The organism is Microbacterium sp. NPDC087591, from assembly GCF_044743625.1.
In the GTDB taxonomy this organism is placed as follows: Bacteria; Actinomycetota; Actinomycetes; order Actinomycetales; family Microbacteriaceae; genus Microbacterium.
Genome location: NZ_JBIUWU010000001.1, coordinates 74,487 through 92,199, shown reverse-complemented (window position 1 = coordinate 92,199; position 17,713 = coordinate 74,487). Strand labels below are relative to the sequence as shown.

The following is a 17,713-nucleotide window of genomic DNA, read 5'->3' as shown; positions in this document are numbered from 1 at the left end:
TAGTCTCATCAGGATCCGTCGCCGCCGACGGAGTCATGACGAAGGAGTCACCCATGTCCCACGCGCTCACCGGCCTGTTCGCGGCCGCCGACGAGGCACCCACGTACGACGTGGCGTTCGTGCCGCCCGAGTGGGTACTCGTGCTGCTCGGATTCACGATGGTGCTGGCGTTCATGACGCTCATCATGACCAAGCGGCTCACGCCCATGGTCGCCCTGATCCTCGTACCGACCGCATTCGGCCTGTTCGCGGGTGCCGGACTCGGCCTCGGCGACATGATCCTCGACGCGATCGGGACGATGGCGCCCACGGCGGCGCTGCTCATGTTCGCGATCATGTTCTTCGGCATCATGATCGACGTCGGGCTGTTCGACCCGCTCATCCGGGTCATCACGCGTGTGCTGGGCGACGACCCGGCGAAGGTGGTGCTCGGTACCGCGATCCTCGCCGGTGCGGTGTCGCTCGACGGCGACGGCTCCACGACGTTCATCATCACGACCTCGGCGATGCTGCCGATCTACCTGCGGCTCGGCATGAGTCCTGTCGTGCTCACCTGCGTCGCCGGTCTCATGAACGGCACGCTGAACATCGTGCCCTGGGGCGGGCCGACCGTTCGTGCCGCGACCGCTCTCGGGCTGCAGCCGACCGACATCTTCGTGCCGATGCTGCCCGCGCTCGGAGCCGGCCTCATCGTGACGCTCGGCTTCGCGTGGGTCCTGGGTCTTCAGGAGCGTCGTCGCCTGGGCCGTCTGGACTCCGATGGACTGCTCCCCGGCTCCGACGGCGGCGCCCTGGCCGCCGTTCCGCGCATCTTCCGAGGCGCCGGTCCCAAGCCGGGTGCCCGAGCCGCGCTGCGCACCGGCAACATCGTGGTCGTTGCCGGCGGTCACGGGCCCGTCGCCGCCGCGAGCGTGGATCCCGCCGATACTGCGATGGCGGACACCATGCTGGACCCCGCCCGGCCGACCCTGCGTCCGAAGCTCATCTGGTTCAACCTGGCGCTCACACTCGCCGTGATGGTGCTGCTCGTGCTCGACATCCTGCCGCTGCCGTACGTGTTCATGGTGGGCGCGGGTGTCGCCCTCGTCGTCAACTTCCGCGGCATCAAGGACCAGGCGTCGGAGATCGTCGCCCATGCCCCCAGCATCGTCGGCGTGGTGTCGATGGTCATCGCCGCCGGCGTCCTCGTCGGAGTGCTCACGGGGACTGGCATGGTCGATGCGATGGCCACGTGGATCACGAACGTGCTGCCGCCAGCGCTCGGTCCGTTCCTCGCTCCGATCACGGGCATCCTCTCCATCCCGTTCACCTTCTTCATGTCCAACGACGCGTTCTACTTCGGCATCCTCCCGGTCCTCGCGCAGAGCGCGGCGAGTTTCGGCATCGACCCGGTGGAGATGGCCAGGGCGTCGATCACCGGACAGCCGGTCCATCTGCAGAGCCCTCTCGTGCCGGCGATCCTGCTGCTCGTATCCCTGGCCGGCGTGAACCTCGGAGACCATCACCGCAAGGTGCTGTGGCGTACGGCGATCGTGTCGCTGGTGATGCTCGGCGTCGGAATCCTGGTGGGTGCGATCCCGTTCTTCGTCGCGCAGTGAGAAGTCGCCGCCGGGAGCACGGATGTCGCGCTCCCGGCGGCGGGGCGCGGGGCGCTAGGCTCAGCGCGTGATCACATTCCTGTTCCGCGCGGCCATCTACATCCTCTCGGCCGGCATCGGACTCATCGTCGCCGACCTCGTCCTGGACGGCTTCCAGATCGACTGGTCGAAGTGGTGGGGCTTCGTGCTCTGCATCCTGATCTTCGCGTTGCTGCAGAGCATCCTCTCGCCGTGGATCAGCAAGCTCGCCGACCGGTACGCCCCCGTGCTGCTGGGTGGGATCGGGATCTTCTCGACGCTCGTCGCGCTGATCATCGTGGTGCTGCTGCCGGTCGGCGGTCTGCGCATCACCGACGCGGCCGGCTGGATCCTCGGCTCCGTGATCGTGTGGCTCGTGACGGCGCTCGGGACCGTGCTGCTCCCGTTGCTCTTCGTCAAGCGCAAGGTGAAGGACGCCCGCGCTCGGCGCTGAGTCCGGCGTGCGGCGTCAGATCGAGTAGTCGGGCGCGGTGAGCAGGGCGCGCGTGTCCTCGCCGACGAGGCGGTGACGAGGCTTCGCCGGGATCCCGACGAGGATGCTGTCGTCCGGAGCGTCCCGCGTGACCACGGCGTTGGCGCCGACCACGGATCCGGCGCCGATCGTGATCGGTCCGAGGATCTTCGCGCCCGCGCCGACCGCCACGCCATCGCCGAGCGTGGGGTGCCGCTTACCCGATTCGCGGGTGCGGCCGCCGAGCGTCACGCCGTGGTACAGCATCACGTCGTCGCCGATCTCCGCGGTCTCCCCGATCACGACGCCCATGCCGTGATCGATGAAGAACCGGCGTCCGATCCGGGCCCCAGGGTGGATCTCGATCCCGGTGAGCCAGCGCGACACCTGTGACCCCGCTCGCGGAAGCAGGCGGAAGCCGCGCCGCCAGAGTGCGTGCGACACCCGGTGCGCCCAGATGGCGTGCAGCCCGGGGTAGAGCAGTGCGACCTCGATGCCGCTGCGCGCCGCCGGGTCGCGGAGCCTCGCCGCCGCGACGTCCTCGCGCATTCGACCGATCATGCTGGCGTGTCCTCGTCAGTCTTCGCGCAGGTCCTCGAAGAGCGCGGTCGAGAGATAGCGTTCACCGGTGTCGGGCAGGATGACGACGATCGTCTTGCCGGCGTTCTCAGGCCGCGCTGCGACCTTGAGGGCCGCGGACACTGCGGCGCCGCAGGACATTCCGACGAGCAGACCCTCCTCGGCCATCAGTCGGCGTGCCACCTGGATGGACTCCTCGAACTCGGCCGTGATGACCTCGTCGATCACGTCGCGGTCGAGGATCGCCGGAACGAAGTTCGGGCCGATGCCCTGGATCTTGTGCGGGCCGGGGTGGCCCTCGCTGAGAACGGGGGAGTCCTTGGGCTCGACGGCGATGACCTGCACGTCGGGCTTCGCCGCCTTCAGCGCCTGGCCGGTGCCGGTCACGGTGCCACCGGTGCCGACGCCGGCGATGAAGATGTCGATGTTCCCGTCGGTGTCCCGCAGGATCTCCGGTGCAGTCGTCTCGCGGTGGATCTGCGGGTTCGCGGCGTTCTCGAACTGCCGGATCCAGATGGCACCGGGGGTGTCTGCCACGATCTGCTTCGTGACCTCGATCGCGCCGCTCATGCCCTTGGTGGGGTCGGTCAGGACGATCTCGGCGCCGAACGCCTTCAGCAGGAGGCGTCGTTCCTTCGACATCGATGCGGGCATGGTCAGGATGACCTTGTAGCCGCGCGCGGCTCCCACCATGGCGAGAGCGATGCCGGTGTTGCCGCTGGTGGACTCCACGATCGTGCCGCCGGGCTTGAGCTCGCCGGAGGCCTCGGCCGCGTTGATCATCGCGATGCCGATGCGGTCCTTCACGCTCGAGGCGGGGTTGTAGTACTCGAGCTTGGCGAGCACGGTCGCTCCGAGGCCCTCCGTGACGCTGTTCAGCCGGACGAGCGGGGTGTTGCCGAATGCGGTCGTGATGTCGGAATGGATGCCGGGCATGGGAGAGCCTTCCTGATGCGGGTCAGTGCGGCACCAGCCTATTCGAGGTCGGATGAGGGGTCGGCATTGTGACACCCTCCGGCGCTCTACGCTGGAAGCCATGTCCGTGAACACTCTCGCCGCACTCGTGCGCGGTGCGGCGCAGCGTCTCGCCGACGCCGGCGTCTCCGATCCGGTGGTCGACGCCGAACTCCTCGCCGGCCACGTGCTCGGTCTCCGCCGAGGCGAGGTGCAGGCCGCCCTGATCCGCGGTGATGCGGTGGACGCGAAGGATGCGGAGCGCATCGATGCACTCGTAGAGCGCCGCGCCGGCAGGGAGCCGCTCCAGCACCTTACGGGAACCGCGCCGTTCCGGCACCTCGAGCTCCAGGTCGGGCCCGGCGTCTTCGTCCCGCGACCGGAGACCGAGACGGTCGTGCAGTTCGCGATCGACGCGCTGCTGAACTCTCCGGAGCCCGCGCCGATCGGCATCGACCTCGGCACGGGGAGCGGGGCGATCGCCCTGGCGATGGCGACAGAGGTGCCTCACGCGCGGATCTTCGCCGCTGAGCTGTCTCCCGAGGCGCACGCGTGGGCGAGCCGCAACACGAGCGGTGTCGAGAACCTCACCCTGGTCCTCGCGCACATGGCGGAGGCGTTCCCCGAGCTCGACGGCACCGCATCCGTCGTGATCTCCAACCCTCCGTACGTGCCTGATGACGCGATCCCGCGCGACCCCGAGGTCCGCCTGTACGATCCGGCGATGGCGCTCTACGGCGGGGCGGACGGCCTCGATCTCGTGCGGGTGCTGAGCACGAGAGCGGCTGCGCTGCTCCGTCCCGGCGGCCTGCTGGTGATCGAACACGGGGAGCTGCAGGGGGCGGCGATCCGTGAGATCCTCACCGCCGACGGATGGCGCGCGGCCGCGACCCACCGCGATCTGACCCTCCGTGATCGCGCCACCACCGCAGTCCGTGCCTGATCAGGACCTTCCGAGCATCAGCCCTGTCGTCCCCGGATAGAATCGAACCGCCATGTCCTCCATCTTCGACTGCCACGACGAAGCGCAGCTGCTCGCCGGAATGCGGCACGCACGCCAGGCCATCGGCCGCGGCGAGCTGATCGTCATGCCCACCGACACCGTGTACGGCGTCGCCGCCGACGCCTTCTCACCGGCTGCGGTGCAGCGTCTGCTCGACGCGAAGGGCAGAGGACGCAACCAGCCGCCGCCCGTGTTGATCGGCTCCGTCGACACCCTCGCCGCCCTCGCGGAGTCCGTCCCCGAGCCGGTGCAGCGACTCGTCGACGCGTTCTGGCCGGGTGGGCTGACCATCGTGCTTCCCGCGCAGCCGTCGCTCGTGTGGGACCTGGGGGAGACCATGGGAACCGTGGCGGTGCGGATGCCGGAGGGGCGTGTGGCGCTCGAACTGCTCGCCGAGACCGGACCGCTCGCGGTGTCGAGCGCGAACCTCACGGGGCAGGACGCTGCGATCTCTGCCCTCGATGCCGAGAAGATGCTGGGCGACAGCGTCGCGGTCTACCTGGCCGACGGCCTCAGCAAGGACGGCATCGCCTCGACCATCGTGGATGCGACCTCGCTCGTGCGCCGCGGTGTGGACGAGGAAGGCGCCGTCGTCCGGATCCTGCGTCACGGCGCGGTCACGCGTGAGCAGCTGCACGAGGTGCTCGGAGACCTGCTCGAACCGGAGGAGCAGCCGGTGGACGCCGCGCAGGAGGAGCACCAGGACGAGGATTCGTGAAGCAGTACCTCTTCACGATCCTCCTCACCGCCGCGATCACGTTCGCACTGACCTGGGCGGTCTGGCGGCTGAGCCTGCGGTACAAGCTGTATCCGGGCATCCGCGAGCGCGATGTGCACACCACGCCCACGCCGCGTCTCGGCGGTGTCGCGATCTTCCTCGGTATCGTCGCCGCCTTCGGGTTCTCGGCGCTCAACCCCTTCTTCCAGAGCATCTGGACGCCGCCGCAGACGATGTGGTCGCTCCTCGCCGCCGCGCTGCTGATCGCCGTCATCGGGGTCGTCGACGACCTCTGGGACATCGACTGGATGATCAAGCTCGGCGCGCAGTTCCTGGCCGCCGGGATCATCACCGTGGGCGGGGGACTGCAGATCCTGTCCCTGCCCTTCGGGGACCTGATCGTCGTCTCGAGCTGGCTGAGCATCACGATCACCATGTTCGCGATCGTGATCGTGATGAACGCGGTCAACTTCATCGACGGTCTCGACGGGCTCGTCGCGGGCGTCTGCCTGATCTCGAACGGCGTCTTCTTCGCCTACTCCTACATCTTCACGCGCGACTCCGGTGCCTCCAGCAACTTCAACCTCTCGACGTTCATCGCCGCCGTGCTGATCGGCGCGTGTCTCGGGTTCCTGCCGCTGAACTGGAGTCCGGCGAAGCTCTTCATGGGCGACTCCGGTGCGCTGGTGATCGGTCTGCTGATGGCGACATCCGCGATCTCGATCACCGGACAGATGGACCCCTCCTCGCTCGATCCCGAACGTCTCGGACGCTCCCAGCTGGTCGGTGCCTTCCTGCCCATCCTGCTGCCGCTGCTGGTCGTGCTGCTGCCGTTGCTCGACTTCGGCCTGGCGGTGCTGAGGCGCATGAGCGCCGGACGCTCGCCGTTCTCGCCCGACCGCAAGCACCTGCACCACCGGATGCTCGACCTCGGTCACCGCGACCGCGACGCGGTCCTCATCTTCTACGCATGGTCGGCCGTGATCTCGCTCGCGGTGCTGCTCATGTACGTCGGCGCGCGCGAGGACTGGCCCGGCCAGTACCTCCCCGGCGTCGGCTTCGGCGTGGTGGGCATCGCAGCCTGCCTGCTGATCACCCTCATGCCCTCCCGTCGTAAGAAGCCGGCGACGGCACCCGAGCCCGACCCGACATCCCTGGAGTCCTGATGAGCCCGAACCCCGTGTCCAGCAATCCCATCCTGCGCCGCACCCTGATCTGGTCCGCGGTCGCGACGGTGATCCTCGCGGTGGTGGCCGGTGTCGTCGGTTTCCTGGTCGGCGGGGGCGAGGGGCTGGTGAGCGGACTCCTCGGCGTGCTGCTCGCGATGCTCTTCCTCGCGATCACGGGCATCAGCATCCTGATCGCGAACCGCTGGTTCGGCGACCCGCTGTACGTGCAGCTGTTCTTCGCGATCGTGCTCGGCGGCTGGCTCCTCAAGCTCGGCGTCTTCGTCGTGGTGATGATCGTGCTGAGCGGTCAGCCCTGGATCCACCCCATGGTGTTCTTCCTCTCGATCGTCGCCGGCGTCGTCATGTCGCTCGTGATCGACGTGCTGGTGCTCACGAAGATGCGGCTGCCGAACGTCAGCGACGCCTCCCTGCCCACCGAGGTTCCCGAGGACCGCGCCCCGGGCGTGTCCCTGCCCACCGAGGTGCCGGAGGACCGTGCTCCCGGACGGCACCACATCGTGCCGGAGAAGCCCGTGGACGAGGGCCCAGCGGACTCGCGCACCATCTGACTCTGATAGTGTTGACATGTGCCCGCCGCTCTCCCGCGAGCGCTTGCGCAGTGAAGCACACCGACCATCGTCGCCCCGGTTCTGACCGGTGCCCCGAAGCTGGAGCCCGCGCTGTTTAATCTTGCTGCGACCCTGACCCCACGACTCGCCTCTGATGGTGAGTTCCACGGTCCGTCGATCGACGAATTCTTCCCGGAAACGCTCTTCAACCTGTTCGGCGTGATCCCGGTCAACCGGATCCACCTGATCCAGCTGCTCTCGGTCATCGCTGTGGTCCTCATCCTCTGGCTCGGCACGCGCCGCATGAAGATGATCCCGGGTCGTGGCCAGAGCCTCGTCGAGATGGGTCTCGGATTCGTCCGCACCAACATCGCGCACGACCTGCTCGGACGCAAGGACGGCGATCGCTTCCTGCCGATCCTGACGACCATCTTCTTCATGGTCCTCTTCATGAACGTCACGGGGATCATCCCGTTCCTGAACATGCCGGGTACCGCGATCATCGCCGTCCCGCTCACGCTCGCTCTCGTCAGCTACGTGACCTTCATCTACGCCGGTATCAAGAAGAGCCCCAAGAACTTCTTCAAGAACGCGCTGTTCCCCTCGGGAGTGCCGTGGCCGGTGTACATCATCGTCACGCCGATCGAGCTGATCTCGACCTTCATCATCCGTCCGGTCACCCTGACCCTGCGACTCCTGATGAACCTCGTGGTCGGACACATGATCCTGGTGCTGTGCTTCGCAGCCACCCAGTTCTTCTTCTTCACCGCTGGTGGGGGATGGGCGGCGCTCGGCATCGGAACCCTGGCCTTCGGCGGCGCATTCACGCTGTTCGAGATCCTGGTCACGGTTCTCCAGGCATACGTCTTCACCGTCCTCACCGCGGTCTACATCCAGCTCGCGGTCGCAGAAGAGCACTGAGCGGGTCGGCGAAAGCCACCCACCCAACGAAAGGAAAAACCCCGTGGACGCAACTACGGTTCTCGCAGACATCAACGGCCACCTCGCATCGGTCGGCTACGGCCTCGCTGCAATCGGTCCGGCCATCGGTGTGGGCATCGTCGTCGGCAAGACCATCGAGGGCGTCGCCCGTCAGCCCGAGCTGGCCGGTCGTCTTCAGGTCCTCATGTGGATCGGTATCGCCTTCACCGAGGCGCTTGCATTCGTCGGCATCGCCGTCGGATTCATCCCCTTCCCGTAATCCACACCGACTTCAGAAGGAGACAGGATGCTCAACGCTCTTGTCACGAACCTCGCGGCTGAGGGTGAGGCGGCAAACAACCCGCTTCTCCCCGCGTGGTACGACATCATCTGGTCTGGCCTGTGGTTCCTCATCATTCTCATCGTGGTCTGGAAGGTCGCCCTTCCCAAGCTGACGAAGATGCTCGACGAGCGGTCCGCCGCCATCGAGGGGAACATCGCCAAGGCTGACGAGGCTCAGAAGCAGGCCGAGGCCGCGCTCGAGGAGTACACGCGTCAGCTGGCCGAGGCACGCACCGAAGCCGGTGAGATCCGTGAGGCCGCCCGTGAGGATGGCAAGAAGATCGTCGCCGAGGCCAAGGAAGCCGCGAGCAGCGAAGCTGCCCGTATCACCGCCACCGCGCACACGCAGATCGAGGCCGAGCGTCAGACCGCTCTCGTCTCGCTCCGCAGCGAGGTCGGAACGCTCGCCATCGACCTCGCCGGTGGCGTGGTCGGGGAGACGCTGTCCGATGACGCGCGTGCGACGGCTGTGGTCGACCGCTTCCTCGCCGACCTCGAAGCATCCGAGAAGGCGGCCCAGTAATGGGCAGCGCGACCACTCAGGCGCTTGCGGCATCCGTTCAGGCGCTTGCCGCGGCATCCGGCGTGACCCTCGACACTTCGCGGGAGCTCTTCGCCGCGGCGCATGCCGTGGGCGAATCGTCGCATCTGAGCGGCGCGCTTGCTGACGCCTCGGCTCCGGCCGAGGCACGGCAGAACGTCGTCGCCTCGGTCTTCGGCGGGTTCTCGCAGATCACCCGGGACGTGCTCAAGACCGTCGTCTCCGAGCGCTGGTCCGACGCGAGCGCGCTCGTCGACGGCATCGAGGAGCTCGCGATCCGTGCAGCGGCGATCTCCGACAGCGGAGCCGACATCGAGGCGGAGCTCTTCGGCTTCTCCCGCGTCATCGCCGCGAACTCGGAGCTCGAACTCGCCCTGGGCAGCCGCCTCGGGGGAGGAGCGGCCAAGGTCGAGCTCGTCGAGCGTCTGCTGACCGGCTCCGTCAGCGCCCCCGCGGCGCTGATCGTGTCGTCGCTCGTGCGTCAGCCGCGCGATCGTCGCATCCGCCAGCTGCTGAACCGCGCCATGCGCATCGTCTCGAGCCAGCACGGTCGAGTCGTCGCGACGGTCCACACGGCATCCGAGCTGAACGAAGCTCAGCGCACCCGTCTCAGCGACGCGCTCTCGCGTCGGTACGACGGCAAGGTCTCGCTCAACGTCGTCATCGACCCTGCCGTTCTCGGAGGCCTGCGCGTGCAGATCGCCGATGACGTCATCGACGGCAGCATCTCCGCTCGACTCGCAGACCTTCGCCAGAAGCTCGCGGGCTAACACGACTTCGCGCGGGGAACCGCGCACCCAGATACAAAGGGAAGACAATGGCAGAACTATCGATCAGCCCCGACGTCATCCGTGACGCGCTGAAGGACTTCGCCGCCGCCTACGAGCCCACCGGGGCAGCGGCGACCGAGGTCGGCACCGTCATCGACGCCGCGGATGGAATCGCGCATGTCGAGGGCCTGCCCGGCGTCATGGCCAACGAGCTCGTGACTTTCGGCGACGGCACCAAGGGCCTCGCGCTGAGCCTCGACCAGAACCAGATCGGTGTCGTCGTCCTCGGTGACTTCACCGGCGTCGAGGCCGGTCAGGAAGTCACCCGCACGGGTGAGGTCCTCTCGGTCCCCGTCGGCGACGGCTACCTGGGTCGCGTCGTCGACCCGCTCGGCAACCCGATCGACGGCCTCGGCTCGATCGAGACCGAGGGAACCCGCGAGCTCGAGCTGCAGGCGCCCGGCGTCATGCAGCGCAAGTCGGTCCACGAGCCGATGCAGACCGGCATCAAGGCGATCGACGCGATGATCCCGGTCGGCCGTGGACAGCGTCAGCTGATCATCGGCGACCGCCAGACCGGTAAGACGGCGATCGCGATCGACACGATCATCAACCAGAAGGACAACTGGGAGTCCGGCGACGTCAACAAGCAGGTCCGCTGCATCTACGTCGCCATCGGCCAGAAGGGCTCGACCATCGCCTCGGTGAAGGGCGCGCTCGAAGAGGCCGGTGCCCTGGAGTACACCACGATCGTGGCCGCTCCGGCATCCGACCCCGCCGGCTTCAAGTACCTCGCCCCCTACACCGGCTCGGCCATCGGCCAGCACTGGATGTACGGCGGCAAGCACGTCCTCATCATCTTCGACGACCTGTCGAAGCAGGCTGAGGCGTACCGCGCCGTGTCCCTTCTGCTGCGTCGTCCGCCGGGCCGTGAGGCGTACCCGGGTGACGTCTTCTACCTGCACTCCCGTCTGCTGGAGCGTTGCGCGAAGCTGTCCGACGAGCTCGGCGCCGGCTCGATGACGGGTCTTCCGATCATCGAGACCAAGGCCAACGACGTCTCGGCGTACATCCCGACCAACGTGATCTCGATCACCGACGGCCAGATCTTCCTGCAGTCCGACCTCTTCAACGCCAATCAGCGTCCGGCGGTCGACGTGGGTATCTCGGTGTCGCGAGTCGGTGGTGACGCACAGGTCAAGTCGATCAAGAAGGTCTCGGGTACGTTGAAGCTCGAGCTGGCTCAGTACCGCTCGCTCGAGGCCTTCGCGATGTTCGCATCCGACCTCGACCAGGCGTCCCGTCGCCAGCTCTCGCGTGGTGCGCGTCTGACCGAGCTGCTCAAGCAGCCGCAGTACTCGCCGTACCCGGTCGAGGAGCAGGTCGTCTCGATCTGGGCCGGAACCAAGGGCAAGCTCGACACGATCGAGGTCTCGGACGTCCTGCGCTTCGAGCGCGAGCTCCTGGACTACCTGCGTCGCAACACCTCGGTGCTCGACACCCTGCGCGAGACCAACGTCCTCGATGACGACACGGTCGCAGAGCTCGAGAAGCACACCGACGCTTTCATCCTGGAGTTCCAGGGTGGCAAGGGCACCAGCATCGGTGCTCCCGGCCACGAGGAGCACGCGGCTGCGGAGGCGGACGACGTCAACCAGGAGAAGATCGTCAAGGGCCGTCGCGCGTAATCGCGTGAGGAACTGAACTCATGGGCGCTCAACTCAGGGTCTACAAGCAGAAGATCTCTTCTGCTCAGACGACCAAGAAGATCACGAAGGCGATGGAACTCATCGCGGCTTCGCGCATCCAGAAGGCGATGGCACGCGTCAAGGCGTCCAGCCCCTTCGCGCGAGCCGTGACGAGGGCCGTGTCCGCCGTCGCGACGCACTCGAACGTCGACCACCCGCTCACCCGCGAGCCCGAGACGATCCACCGCTCCGCGGTCGTGATCTTCTCCTCGGACCGCGGTCTCGCCGGAGCCTTCAACTCGCAGATCCTCCGTGAGGGTCTCGAGGTGGCCGAGCTCCTGCGCGAGCAGGGCAAGGAGCCGGTGTTCTACCTCGTCGGTCGCAAGGCCGTCGGCTACTTCCAGTTCCGTCGCATCCAGGCGGCCGCGGAGTGGACCGGCGACACCGACACGCCGTCGTTCCACACGGCGGAGGAGATCTCGCAGAAGCTTCTCGAGGACTTCTCCCGCGGTGGCGTCGAGGGCGGCGTGGACGAGATCCACCTCGTGTACAACCGTTTCGTCAGCATGATGACGCAGACGCCGGAATCCGTGCGCCTGCTCCCGCTGGAGATCTCGGAAGCCGACGAGTCGGAGGCGGGGAACACCATCTACCCGCTCTACGAGTTCGAGCCGGACGCCGAGACCGTGCTGGACGCGATCCTGCCGGTGTACATCCAGAGCCGCGTCTTCAACGCTCTCCTGCAGTCGTCTGCTGCCAAGCAGGCCGCGACGCAGAAGGCGATGAAGTCGGCCAGCGACAACGCCGACAAGCTCATCACCGACTACACCCGTCTGCGCAACAACGCGCGCCAGGCGGAGATCACGCAGCAGATCGCAGAGATCGTCGGCGGCGCCGACGCGCTCTCGTCGAGCAAATAGACCATCAGGAGAGAGACGAAAATGACCCCCACCGCTACGGCTGACCAGCCGGCGACCGCGGTCGTCGGGCGCGTCGCACGCGTCAACGGTCCGGTTGTCGACATCGAGTTCCCGCACGACTCGATTCCCGACATCTACAACGCGCTGAAGACGACGATCGTGATCGGCGACTCTTCCGTCGAGATCACGCTCGAGGTCGCTCAGCACCTCGGTGACGACCTCGTTCGCGCCATCGCCCTGAAGCCGACCGACGGCATCGTCCGCGGCCAGGAGGTTCGCGACACCGGTGAGGCCATCTCGGTCCCCGTCGGCGACGTCACCAAGGGCAAGGTCTTCAACGTGATCGGCGAGGTGCTCAACCTCGAGCCCGGCGAGACCATCGAGGTCACCGAGCGCTGGCCGATCCACCGCAAGGCTCCGAACTTCGACCAGCTCGAGTCGAAGACCACCATGTTCGAGACCGGCATCAAGTCGATCGACCTTCTGACGCCGTACGTGCTCGGTGGAAAGATCGGTCTGTTCGGTGGAGCCGGTGTCGGAAAGACCGTCCTCATCCAGGAGATGATCCAGCGCGTCGCGCAGGACCACGGTGGTGTGTCGGTGTTCGCCGGCGTCGGTGAGCGCACCCGTGAGGGCAACGACCTGATCCACGAGATGGAAGAGGCGGGTGTCTTCGACAAGACGGCCCTCGTGTTCGGCCAGATGGACGAGCCGCCGGGAACCCGTCTGCGCGTCGCCCTGTCTGCTCTGACGATGGCGGAGTACTTCCGTGACGTGCAGAAGCAGGATGTGCTGCTCTTCATCGACAACATCTTCCGCTTCACGCAGGCCGGTTCCGAGGTCTCCACGCTTCTCGGCCGTATGCCGTCCGCGGTGGGTTACCAGCCCAACCTGGCCGACGAGATGGGTCTCCTCCAGGAGCGCATCACGTCGACCCGTGGCCACTCGATCACCTCGCTGCAGGCGATCTACGTGCCCGCCGACGACTACACCGACCCGGCTCCGGCGACCACCTTCGCCCACCTCGACGCCACGACCGAGCTCTCTCGTGAGATCGCGTCGAAGGGTCTGTACCCGGCCATCGACCCGCTGACCTCCACGTCGCGGATCATGGACCCCCGGTACTTGGGCGAGGACCACTACCGCGTCGCCACCACCGTCAAGCAGATCCTCCAGAAGAACAAGGAACTGCAGGAGATCATCGCGATCCTCGGTGTCGACGAGCTCTCGGAAGAGGACAAGATCGTCGTGTCGCGTGCACGTCGCATCCAGCAGTTCCTCTCGCAGAACACCTACATGGCCAAGAAGTTCACCGGTGTCGAGGGTTCGACCGTCCCGCTCAAGGAGACCATCGAGTCGTTCGATGCGATCACCCGCGGTGACTTCGACCACGTCGCCGAGCAGGCCTTCTTCAACGTCGGTGGCATCTCCGACGTCGAAGAGCAGTGGGCGAAGATCCAGAAGGAGAACGGCTGAACATGGCGCTCAACGTCAGCCTCGTCTCCGCCGACGCGGAGGTCTGGTCGGGAGAGGCGAGCCTCGTGGTCGCCAAGACCGTCGAGGGTGAGATCGGCTTCATGACAGGACACGAGCCGGTGCTGGCCATCCTCGCTGAGGGCCAGGTCCGGATCACCCAGACGGATGGCACCAAGGTGCTCGCCAACGCGCAGGACGGCTTCCTCTCCATGGAGGGCAACACCCTGACGATCGTTGCCGGCAACGCGGCCCTCATCGCCTGAGTAGTTCACCTCGACGCGTCCGCCTCGGGCTCCCTCGCCGGGACCTGAGGCGGACGCGTCTGTCTGTATCGAGGCCTCATGAAGATCCTGCTCCCACCGTCCGAGACCAAGCGACCGGGCGGGGACGGCGCCCCCCTCGACCTGGACGCGCTGGCGCTGGCCGGACTGCACGCCGAGCGCTCGGCCGTCATCGATGCGCTGGTCGCCCTCGCCGCCGATGAGGATGCCGCGCGTGCGGTGCTGAAGCTCAGCGCACGGCAGTTGGGCGATATCGCGCACAATCGGATGCTGCGGGACGCGGCGACCATGCCGGCGGTCGACCGCTACACGGGCGTGCTCTTCGATGCGTTGGACGCGGCCACGCTGTCCACCGTCTCGCGCCGGTGGCTGGGAGCCCACGTCTGGATCCACAGTGCGCCGCTCGGCCCGATCGGAGCCCTGGACCCCATCCCCGCATATCGGCTCGCGGCCGGCACGTCGCTTCCCGGCGTGGCAGCGCTGCGTCGGCACTGGGCGGACGCGACGACCGAGGCGATCGCGGGGGAGGCGCCCCCGTTCGTGCTCGACCTGCGCAGCGAGGCGTACGTCGCTCTCGGGCCCGTGCCCGATTCCGTCCCTTCGGCGTACGTGCGCGTCGTCACCGATGACGAGGGCGGATCGCGCGCTCTCAACCACTTCAACAAGAAGTCCAAGGGACTCCTCGTGCGCGAGCTCGCCGAGACGCGCCCGAGGATCGTATCTCGTCGGTCGCTCCGCAGCTGGGCGGACAGACGGGGGATCGTGCTCCGCGACGGTGCGGATTCCGGGACTCTGGAGCTCGTCGTCTCGGAGTGACGCGCGGCTTCGGCTGCCGTCACATGGGGAGTTCTCCCCGTGTGGGTCGTTGCCCGGTGACAGGGCGACCGATATGGTTATGTCGCGGCGCGGAGAGCGCTCGCTCATTCCCATCCGGAGGGGATCATGGACTCTTACTATTACGACGCGGGAGCTGCCGCGTTCATCGGCATCATCGTGCTCATCAGCTTCATCGTCGGCATCGCGGGCTACGTGCTCGGATCGCTGTTCCTCATGAAGATCTTCGACAAAGCAGGCGTGCAGGGCAAGTGGCGCGCCTGGGTGCCCGTGTACAACACGATGATCTTCTTCAAGCTCGGCGACCTGAGCCCGTGGCTCGTGCTGTACGGCATCGGCGGAACGATCCTGTTGTCGTGGATCGGCATCGGCGCGATCTTCTCGATCGCACTCGCCGTGCTGTCGTTGCTGGCCGCTTGGCGCATCGGACTGAAGCTGCAGAAGGACGCCGTCTGGGTCGTGCTGTACTTCTTCCTCGCGATCGTCTGGCTCGGCATCAACGCCTTCGACAAGTCGCGTTGGAACCCGAACATCGTGCCGGCGTCCTGGGCATCGAACGGCTTCCTCGGCGACCGCACCGTCTGGGACGGCATCCCCGCCCAGCCGTCTGGTGCTGCTCCGCAGGGCTACGGCGCAGCGCCGCAGGGCTACGCACCGCCCGCGCCGCAGGGCTACGCACCGCCCGCCCCGCAGGGCTACGCGCCCCCGGCACAGCCCGGCTACGCGCCGCCTGCCGCGCCGGCGACCGGAGCGCCTGTGCCCCCGGTCTCGCCTTCCACGCCCCCGGCTCCGCCCGTAGCCCCGCCGGCTGCTCCGACCACGCCGCCGGCTCCGCCCGCAGCGCCGCCGGCCGCTCCGACCACGCCGCCGGCAGACCCCACTCAGCCTCCGGCCTGAGAGACGTGACAGAGAGCCCCCGACCACGGTCGGGGGCTCTCTGCGTTGCGCATCGGATGACAGACGCCGGCCTCGACTAACGTGGAAGTCATGGTCATGTCGCAGCGCCGTGTCGGCGCGTCCGGTCTGCTCGTGTCTCCCACCGGCCTCGGCTGCAACAATTTCGGCCGTGCGGGCACCGCCACGGAGACGCTCGCGGGTACCCGTGAGGTCATCGATGCGGCGATCGCGAACGGCATCACACTGCTCGACACCGCCGACATGTACGGTGCCGAGGCCGGGATGAGCGAGACGTTGATGGGGGAGGCGCTGGAGGGCCGTCGCGACCGCATCGTGCTCGCGACGAAGTTCGGCCACGAGCGCGATATGGGCTACGACTTCCCGGCGGGGCGTGGTTCCCGTCGCTATGTGCGCCGTGCGGTGGAGGAGTCCTTGCGCCGGCTGCGCACCGACTGGATCGACCTCTACCAGCTGCATCTGCCGGACCCCGAGACGCCGATCGCCGAGACGACCGACGCGCTGGACGAGCTGGTCAGGGAGGGGAAGATCCGCTACTACGGACACTCGAACTTCGCGGGTTGGGAGATCGCGGAAGCCGAGTTCGTCTCTCGCGAGCGTTCGACCGGACGGTTCATCTCCGCGCAGAACCACTACTCCCTGCTGGCGCGTGCCGCCGAGCGCGAGGTCCTTCCCGCCGTGGCACGCTACAACCTCGGGTTCTTCCCCTTCTTCCCTCTGCACAACGGTCTGCTCACCGGCAAGTTCACCCGTGAGGGCGGCCCGGCGGAGAGCCGGATCATGTCGATCCGCAGACACGTCTGGGAGAACGCACCCTGGGACGCCATCGAGAAGTTCCGCACTTTCTGCGCCGACCGCGACATCACGATGCTGCAGGCCACGTTCGGCTGGCTGCTCGCGAATCCGCTGGTGTCGAGCGTGATCGCCGGAGCGACGTCCGCCGCGCAGATCGAGGCCAATGCGCAGGCGGGGGAGGCCTGGCGGCCCGACGCCGACGAACTCGAGACGATCGATCGACTGTTCCCGCTCCCCGAGGACCCGGGCGCGCGGGTATGAGCGCGATGCGTGAGTTCCACTACGATGTGTGAGTATGCTGCGGCCGCCCGATTGGTCGCAGATCCATCGGAGGCAGTACGTGGCTGAGACGACGACGACGACACGCAGCGTCACGGTTGCGCAGCGCCGTCTGCTGCTCTCCTGGGCAGGAGTCACTGATCAGGGACGCCGTCGAGACAACAATCAGGACGCGTTCCTCGCGGATTTCCCTCTGTTCATCGTCGCGGACGGCATGGGCGGACACGCCGGAGGCGAAATCGCGAGCCAGAGCACCGTCTCCCGGTTGCAGGCCGTGGTGTCGGACGGACCGGTGACCCGTCCGGCCATCGAGACCGCGCTCGAGCGGGCGGTCGCGGACATCGCCGATCATCCGGAGACGACGGACGAGGGCACGGGCACGACGCTCACCGGAGTCTTCCTCGATCTCGCTGACGACGAGCCGCAGTGGGTCGCGCTCAACATCGGCGATTCCCGTGTGTATCTGCTGCGCGACGACCGCCTGATCCAGGTCACGACCGACCACTCGGTCGTGCAGGAGCTGATCGCGGCGGGCAAGCTCAGCCCGGAAGAAGCCGAGGGGCACCCGTACAGCAACGTGATCACGCGCGCTGTCGGTGCGAGCGAGCTCACCGCCCCGGACTACATCACGATCGATGTCCGTGCCGGTGACCGTTTCGTGATCTGCTCGGACGGGCTCACCAAGGAACTCACCGACTACGGCATCCAGCACTTCCTTCGGGAGAACGCGGAGCCGGGGCCGGCCGTCGACGCCATGCTCGCCGCCGCGCTCGAGAACGGCGGTCGCGACAACGTGACGCTCATCATCGTGCAGGTCGGCGACCCCGACGGGTCTTCCTCCACAGTCGCCGACACCGTCGAATAGCGGTCC

20 protein-coding genes are annotated in these 17,713 nt (G+C 67.2%); 18 read left to right on the top strand and 2 right to left on the bottom strand.

The window, feature by feature from the left end; all coding sequences use genetic code 11:
- Nucleotides 1-53 precede the first annotated feature (53 nt).
- Together ACIOVG_RS00430 and ACIOVG_RS00425 are read left to right on the top strand one after the other, a co-directional pair.
- Nucleotides 54-1,598 carry a CitMHS family transporter gene (locus ACIOVG_RS00430; RefSeq protein WP_400867973.1) on the top strand — a complete coding sequence of 515 codons (1,545 nt, stop codon included), beginning with the start codon at nt 54-56 and terminating at the stop codon, nt 1,596-1,598.
- A gap of 67 nt (nt 1,599-1,665) precedes the next feature.
- A complete protein-coding gene (locus ACIOVG_RS00425) occupies nt 1,666-2,070 on the top strand; it encodes a hypothetical protein (protein ID WP_400867971.1) in 405 nt (134 codons plus the stop codon).
- A gap of 15 nt (nt 2,071-2,085) precedes the next feature.
- On the opposite strand, the gene epsC is transcribed toward ACIOVG_RS00425, so the two are convergent.
- Together epsC and cysK are read right to left on the bottom strand one after the other, a co-directional pair.
- A complete protein-coding gene (epsC, locus tag ACIOVG_RS00420; RefSeq protein ID WP_400867969.1) occupies nt 2,086-2,649 on the bottom strand; it encodes a serine O-acetyltransferase EpsC in 564 nt (187 codons plus the stop codon).
- A gap of 15 nt (nt 2,650-2,664) precedes the next feature.
- The gene (gene cysK / locus ACIOVG_RS00415; RefSeq protein ID WP_247629800.1) at nt 2,665-3,603 is read right to left on the bottom strand and encodes a cysteine synthase A; all 939 of its coding nucleotides are present in this window, start codon (nt 3,601-3,603) and stop codon (nt 2,665-2,667) included.
- 100 nt (nt 3,604-3,703) lie between these two features.
- On the opposite strand from cysK, the gene prmC reads away from it, so the two are divergent.
- The 16 genes from prmC (at nt 3,704) to ACIOVG_RS00335 (ending at nt 17,707) form a co-directional block, all read left to right on the top strand.
- Nucleotides 3,704-4,564 carry a peptide chain release factor N(5)-glutamine methyltransferase gene (gene prmC / locus ACIOVG_RS00410; RefSeq protein WP_400867967.1) on the top strand — a complete coding sequence of 287 codons (861 nt, stop codon included), beginning with the start codon at nt 3,704-3,706 and terminating at the stop codon, nt 4,562-4,564.
- A gap of 52 nt (nt 4,565-4,616) precedes the next feature.
- Nucleotides 4,617-5,342: an L-threonylcarbamoyladenylate synthase gene (locus ACIOVG_RS00405; RefSeq protein WP_400867965.1), complete on the top strand. Its 726-nt coding sequence runs from the start codon at nt 4,617-4,619 to the stop codon at nt 5,340-5,342.
- Nucleotides 5,339-6,508 (top strand): MraY family glycosyltransferase, encoded by a 1,170-nt coding sequence (locus ACIOVG_RS00400; protein ID WP_400867963.1) that lies wholly within the window; start codon nt 5,339-5,341, stop codon nt 6,506-6,508. The genes ACIOVG_RS00405 and ACIOVG_RS00400 overlap by 4 nt, the downstream gene beginning before the upstream one ends.
- A complete protein-coding gene (locus ACIOVG_RS00395) occupies nt 6,508-7,080 on the top strand; it encodes a hypothetical protein (protein WP_400867961.1) in 573 nt (190 codons plus the stop codon). Before ACIOVG_RS00400 ends, ACIOVG_RS00395 begins: the two co-directional genes overlap by 1 nt.
- Nucleotides 7,081-7,191: 111 nt before the next feature.
- The gene (atpB, locus tag ACIOVG_RS00390; RefSeq protein WP_247630629.1) at nt 7,192-8,001 is read left to right on the top strand and encodes a F0F1 ATP synthase subunit A; all 810 of its coding nucleotides are present in this window, start codon (nt 7,192-7,194) and stop codon (nt 7,999-8,001) included.
- Nucleotides 8,002-8,044: 43 nt separating this feature from the next.
- Nucleotides 8,045-8,281 carry an ATP synthase F0 subunit C gene (gene atpE, locus ACIOVG_RS00385; protein WP_042541851.1) on the top strand — a complete coding sequence of 79 codons (237 nt, stop codon included), beginning with the start codon at nt 8,045-8,047 and terminating at the stop codon, nt 8,279-8,281.
- A gap of 27 nt (nt 8,282-8,308) precedes the next feature.
- Complete coding sequence (locus tag ACIOVG_RS00380) at nt 8,309-8,866, top strand: F0F1 ATP synthase subunit B (protein ID WP_400867959.1); 558 nt, start codon at nt 8,309-8,311, stop codon at nt 8,864-8,866.
- Nucleotides 8,866-9,654, top strand: a complete 789-nt coding sequence (locus ACIOVG_RS00375; RefSeq protein WP_400867957.1) for a F0F1 ATP synthase subunit delta — start codon at nt 8,866-8,868, stop codon at nt 9,652-9,654. Before ACIOVG_RS00380 ends, ACIOVG_RS00375 begins: the two co-directional genes overlap by 1 nt.
- A gap of 47 nt (nt 9,655-9,701) precedes the next feature.
- Nucleotides 9,702-11,342, top strand: coding sequence for a F0F1 ATP synthase subunit alpha (gene atpA / locus ACIOVG_RS00370; protein ID WP_400867955.1), 1,641 nt, complete (start codon nt 9,702-9,704; stop codon nt 11,340-11,342).
- A 20-nt stretch (nt 11,343-11,362) separates the two neighbouring features.
- Nucleotides 11,363-12,262 carry a F0F1 ATP synthase subunit gamma gene (locus ACIOVG_RS00365; protein WP_400867953.1) on the top strand — a complete coding sequence of 300 codons (900 nt, stop codon included), beginning with the start codon at nt 11,363-11,365 and terminating at the stop codon, nt 12,260-12,262.
- Between the two features lie 21 nt (nt 12,263-12,283).
- Nucleotides 12,284-13,738 carry a F0F1 ATP synthase subunit beta gene (gene atpD, locus ACIOVG_RS00360; RefSeq protein ID WP_141872358.1) on the top strand — a complete coding sequence of 485 codons (1,455 nt, stop codon included), beginning with the start codon at nt 12,284-12,286 and terminating at the stop codon, nt 13,736-13,738.
- 2 nt (nt 13,739-13,740) lie between these two features.
- Nucleotides 13,741-14,001, top strand: coding sequence for a F0F1 ATP synthase subunit epsilon (locus tag ACIOVG_RS00355; RefSeq protein ID WP_400867951.1), 261 nt, complete (start codon nt 13,741-13,743; stop codon nt 13,999-14,001).
- A 78-nt stretch (nt 14,002-14,079) separates the two neighbouring features.
- Complete coding sequence (locus ACIOVG_RS00350; RefSeq protein ID WP_400867949.1) at nt 14,080-14,835, top strand: YaaA family protein; 756 nt, start codon at nt 14,080-14,082, stop codon at nt 14,833-14,835.
- 126 nt (nt 14,836-14,961) lie between these two features.
- The gene (locus ACIOVG_RS00345; RefSeq protein ID WP_400867947.1) at nt 14,962-15,750 is read left to right on the top strand and encodes a large exoprotein; all 789 of its coding nucleotides are present in this window, start codon (nt 14,962-14,964) and stop codon (nt 15,748-15,750) included.
- Between the two features lie 90 nt (nt 15,751-15,840).
- Nucleotides 15,841-16,824: an aldo/keto reductase gene (locus ACIOVG_RS00340; protein WP_400867945.1), complete on the top strand. Its 984-nt coding sequence runs from the start codon at nt 15,841-15,843 to the stop codon at nt 16,822-16,824.
- A 79-nt stretch (nt 16,825-16,903) separates the two neighbouring features.
- On the top strand, nt 16,904-17,707 hold the full coding sequence (locus tag ACIOVG_RS00335; RefSeq protein WP_400867943.1) for a PP2C family protein-serine/threonine phosphatase: 804 nt from the start codon (nt 16,904-16,906) through the stop codon (nt 17,705-17,707).
- Nucleotides 17,708-17,713: the final 6 nt, after the last annotated feature.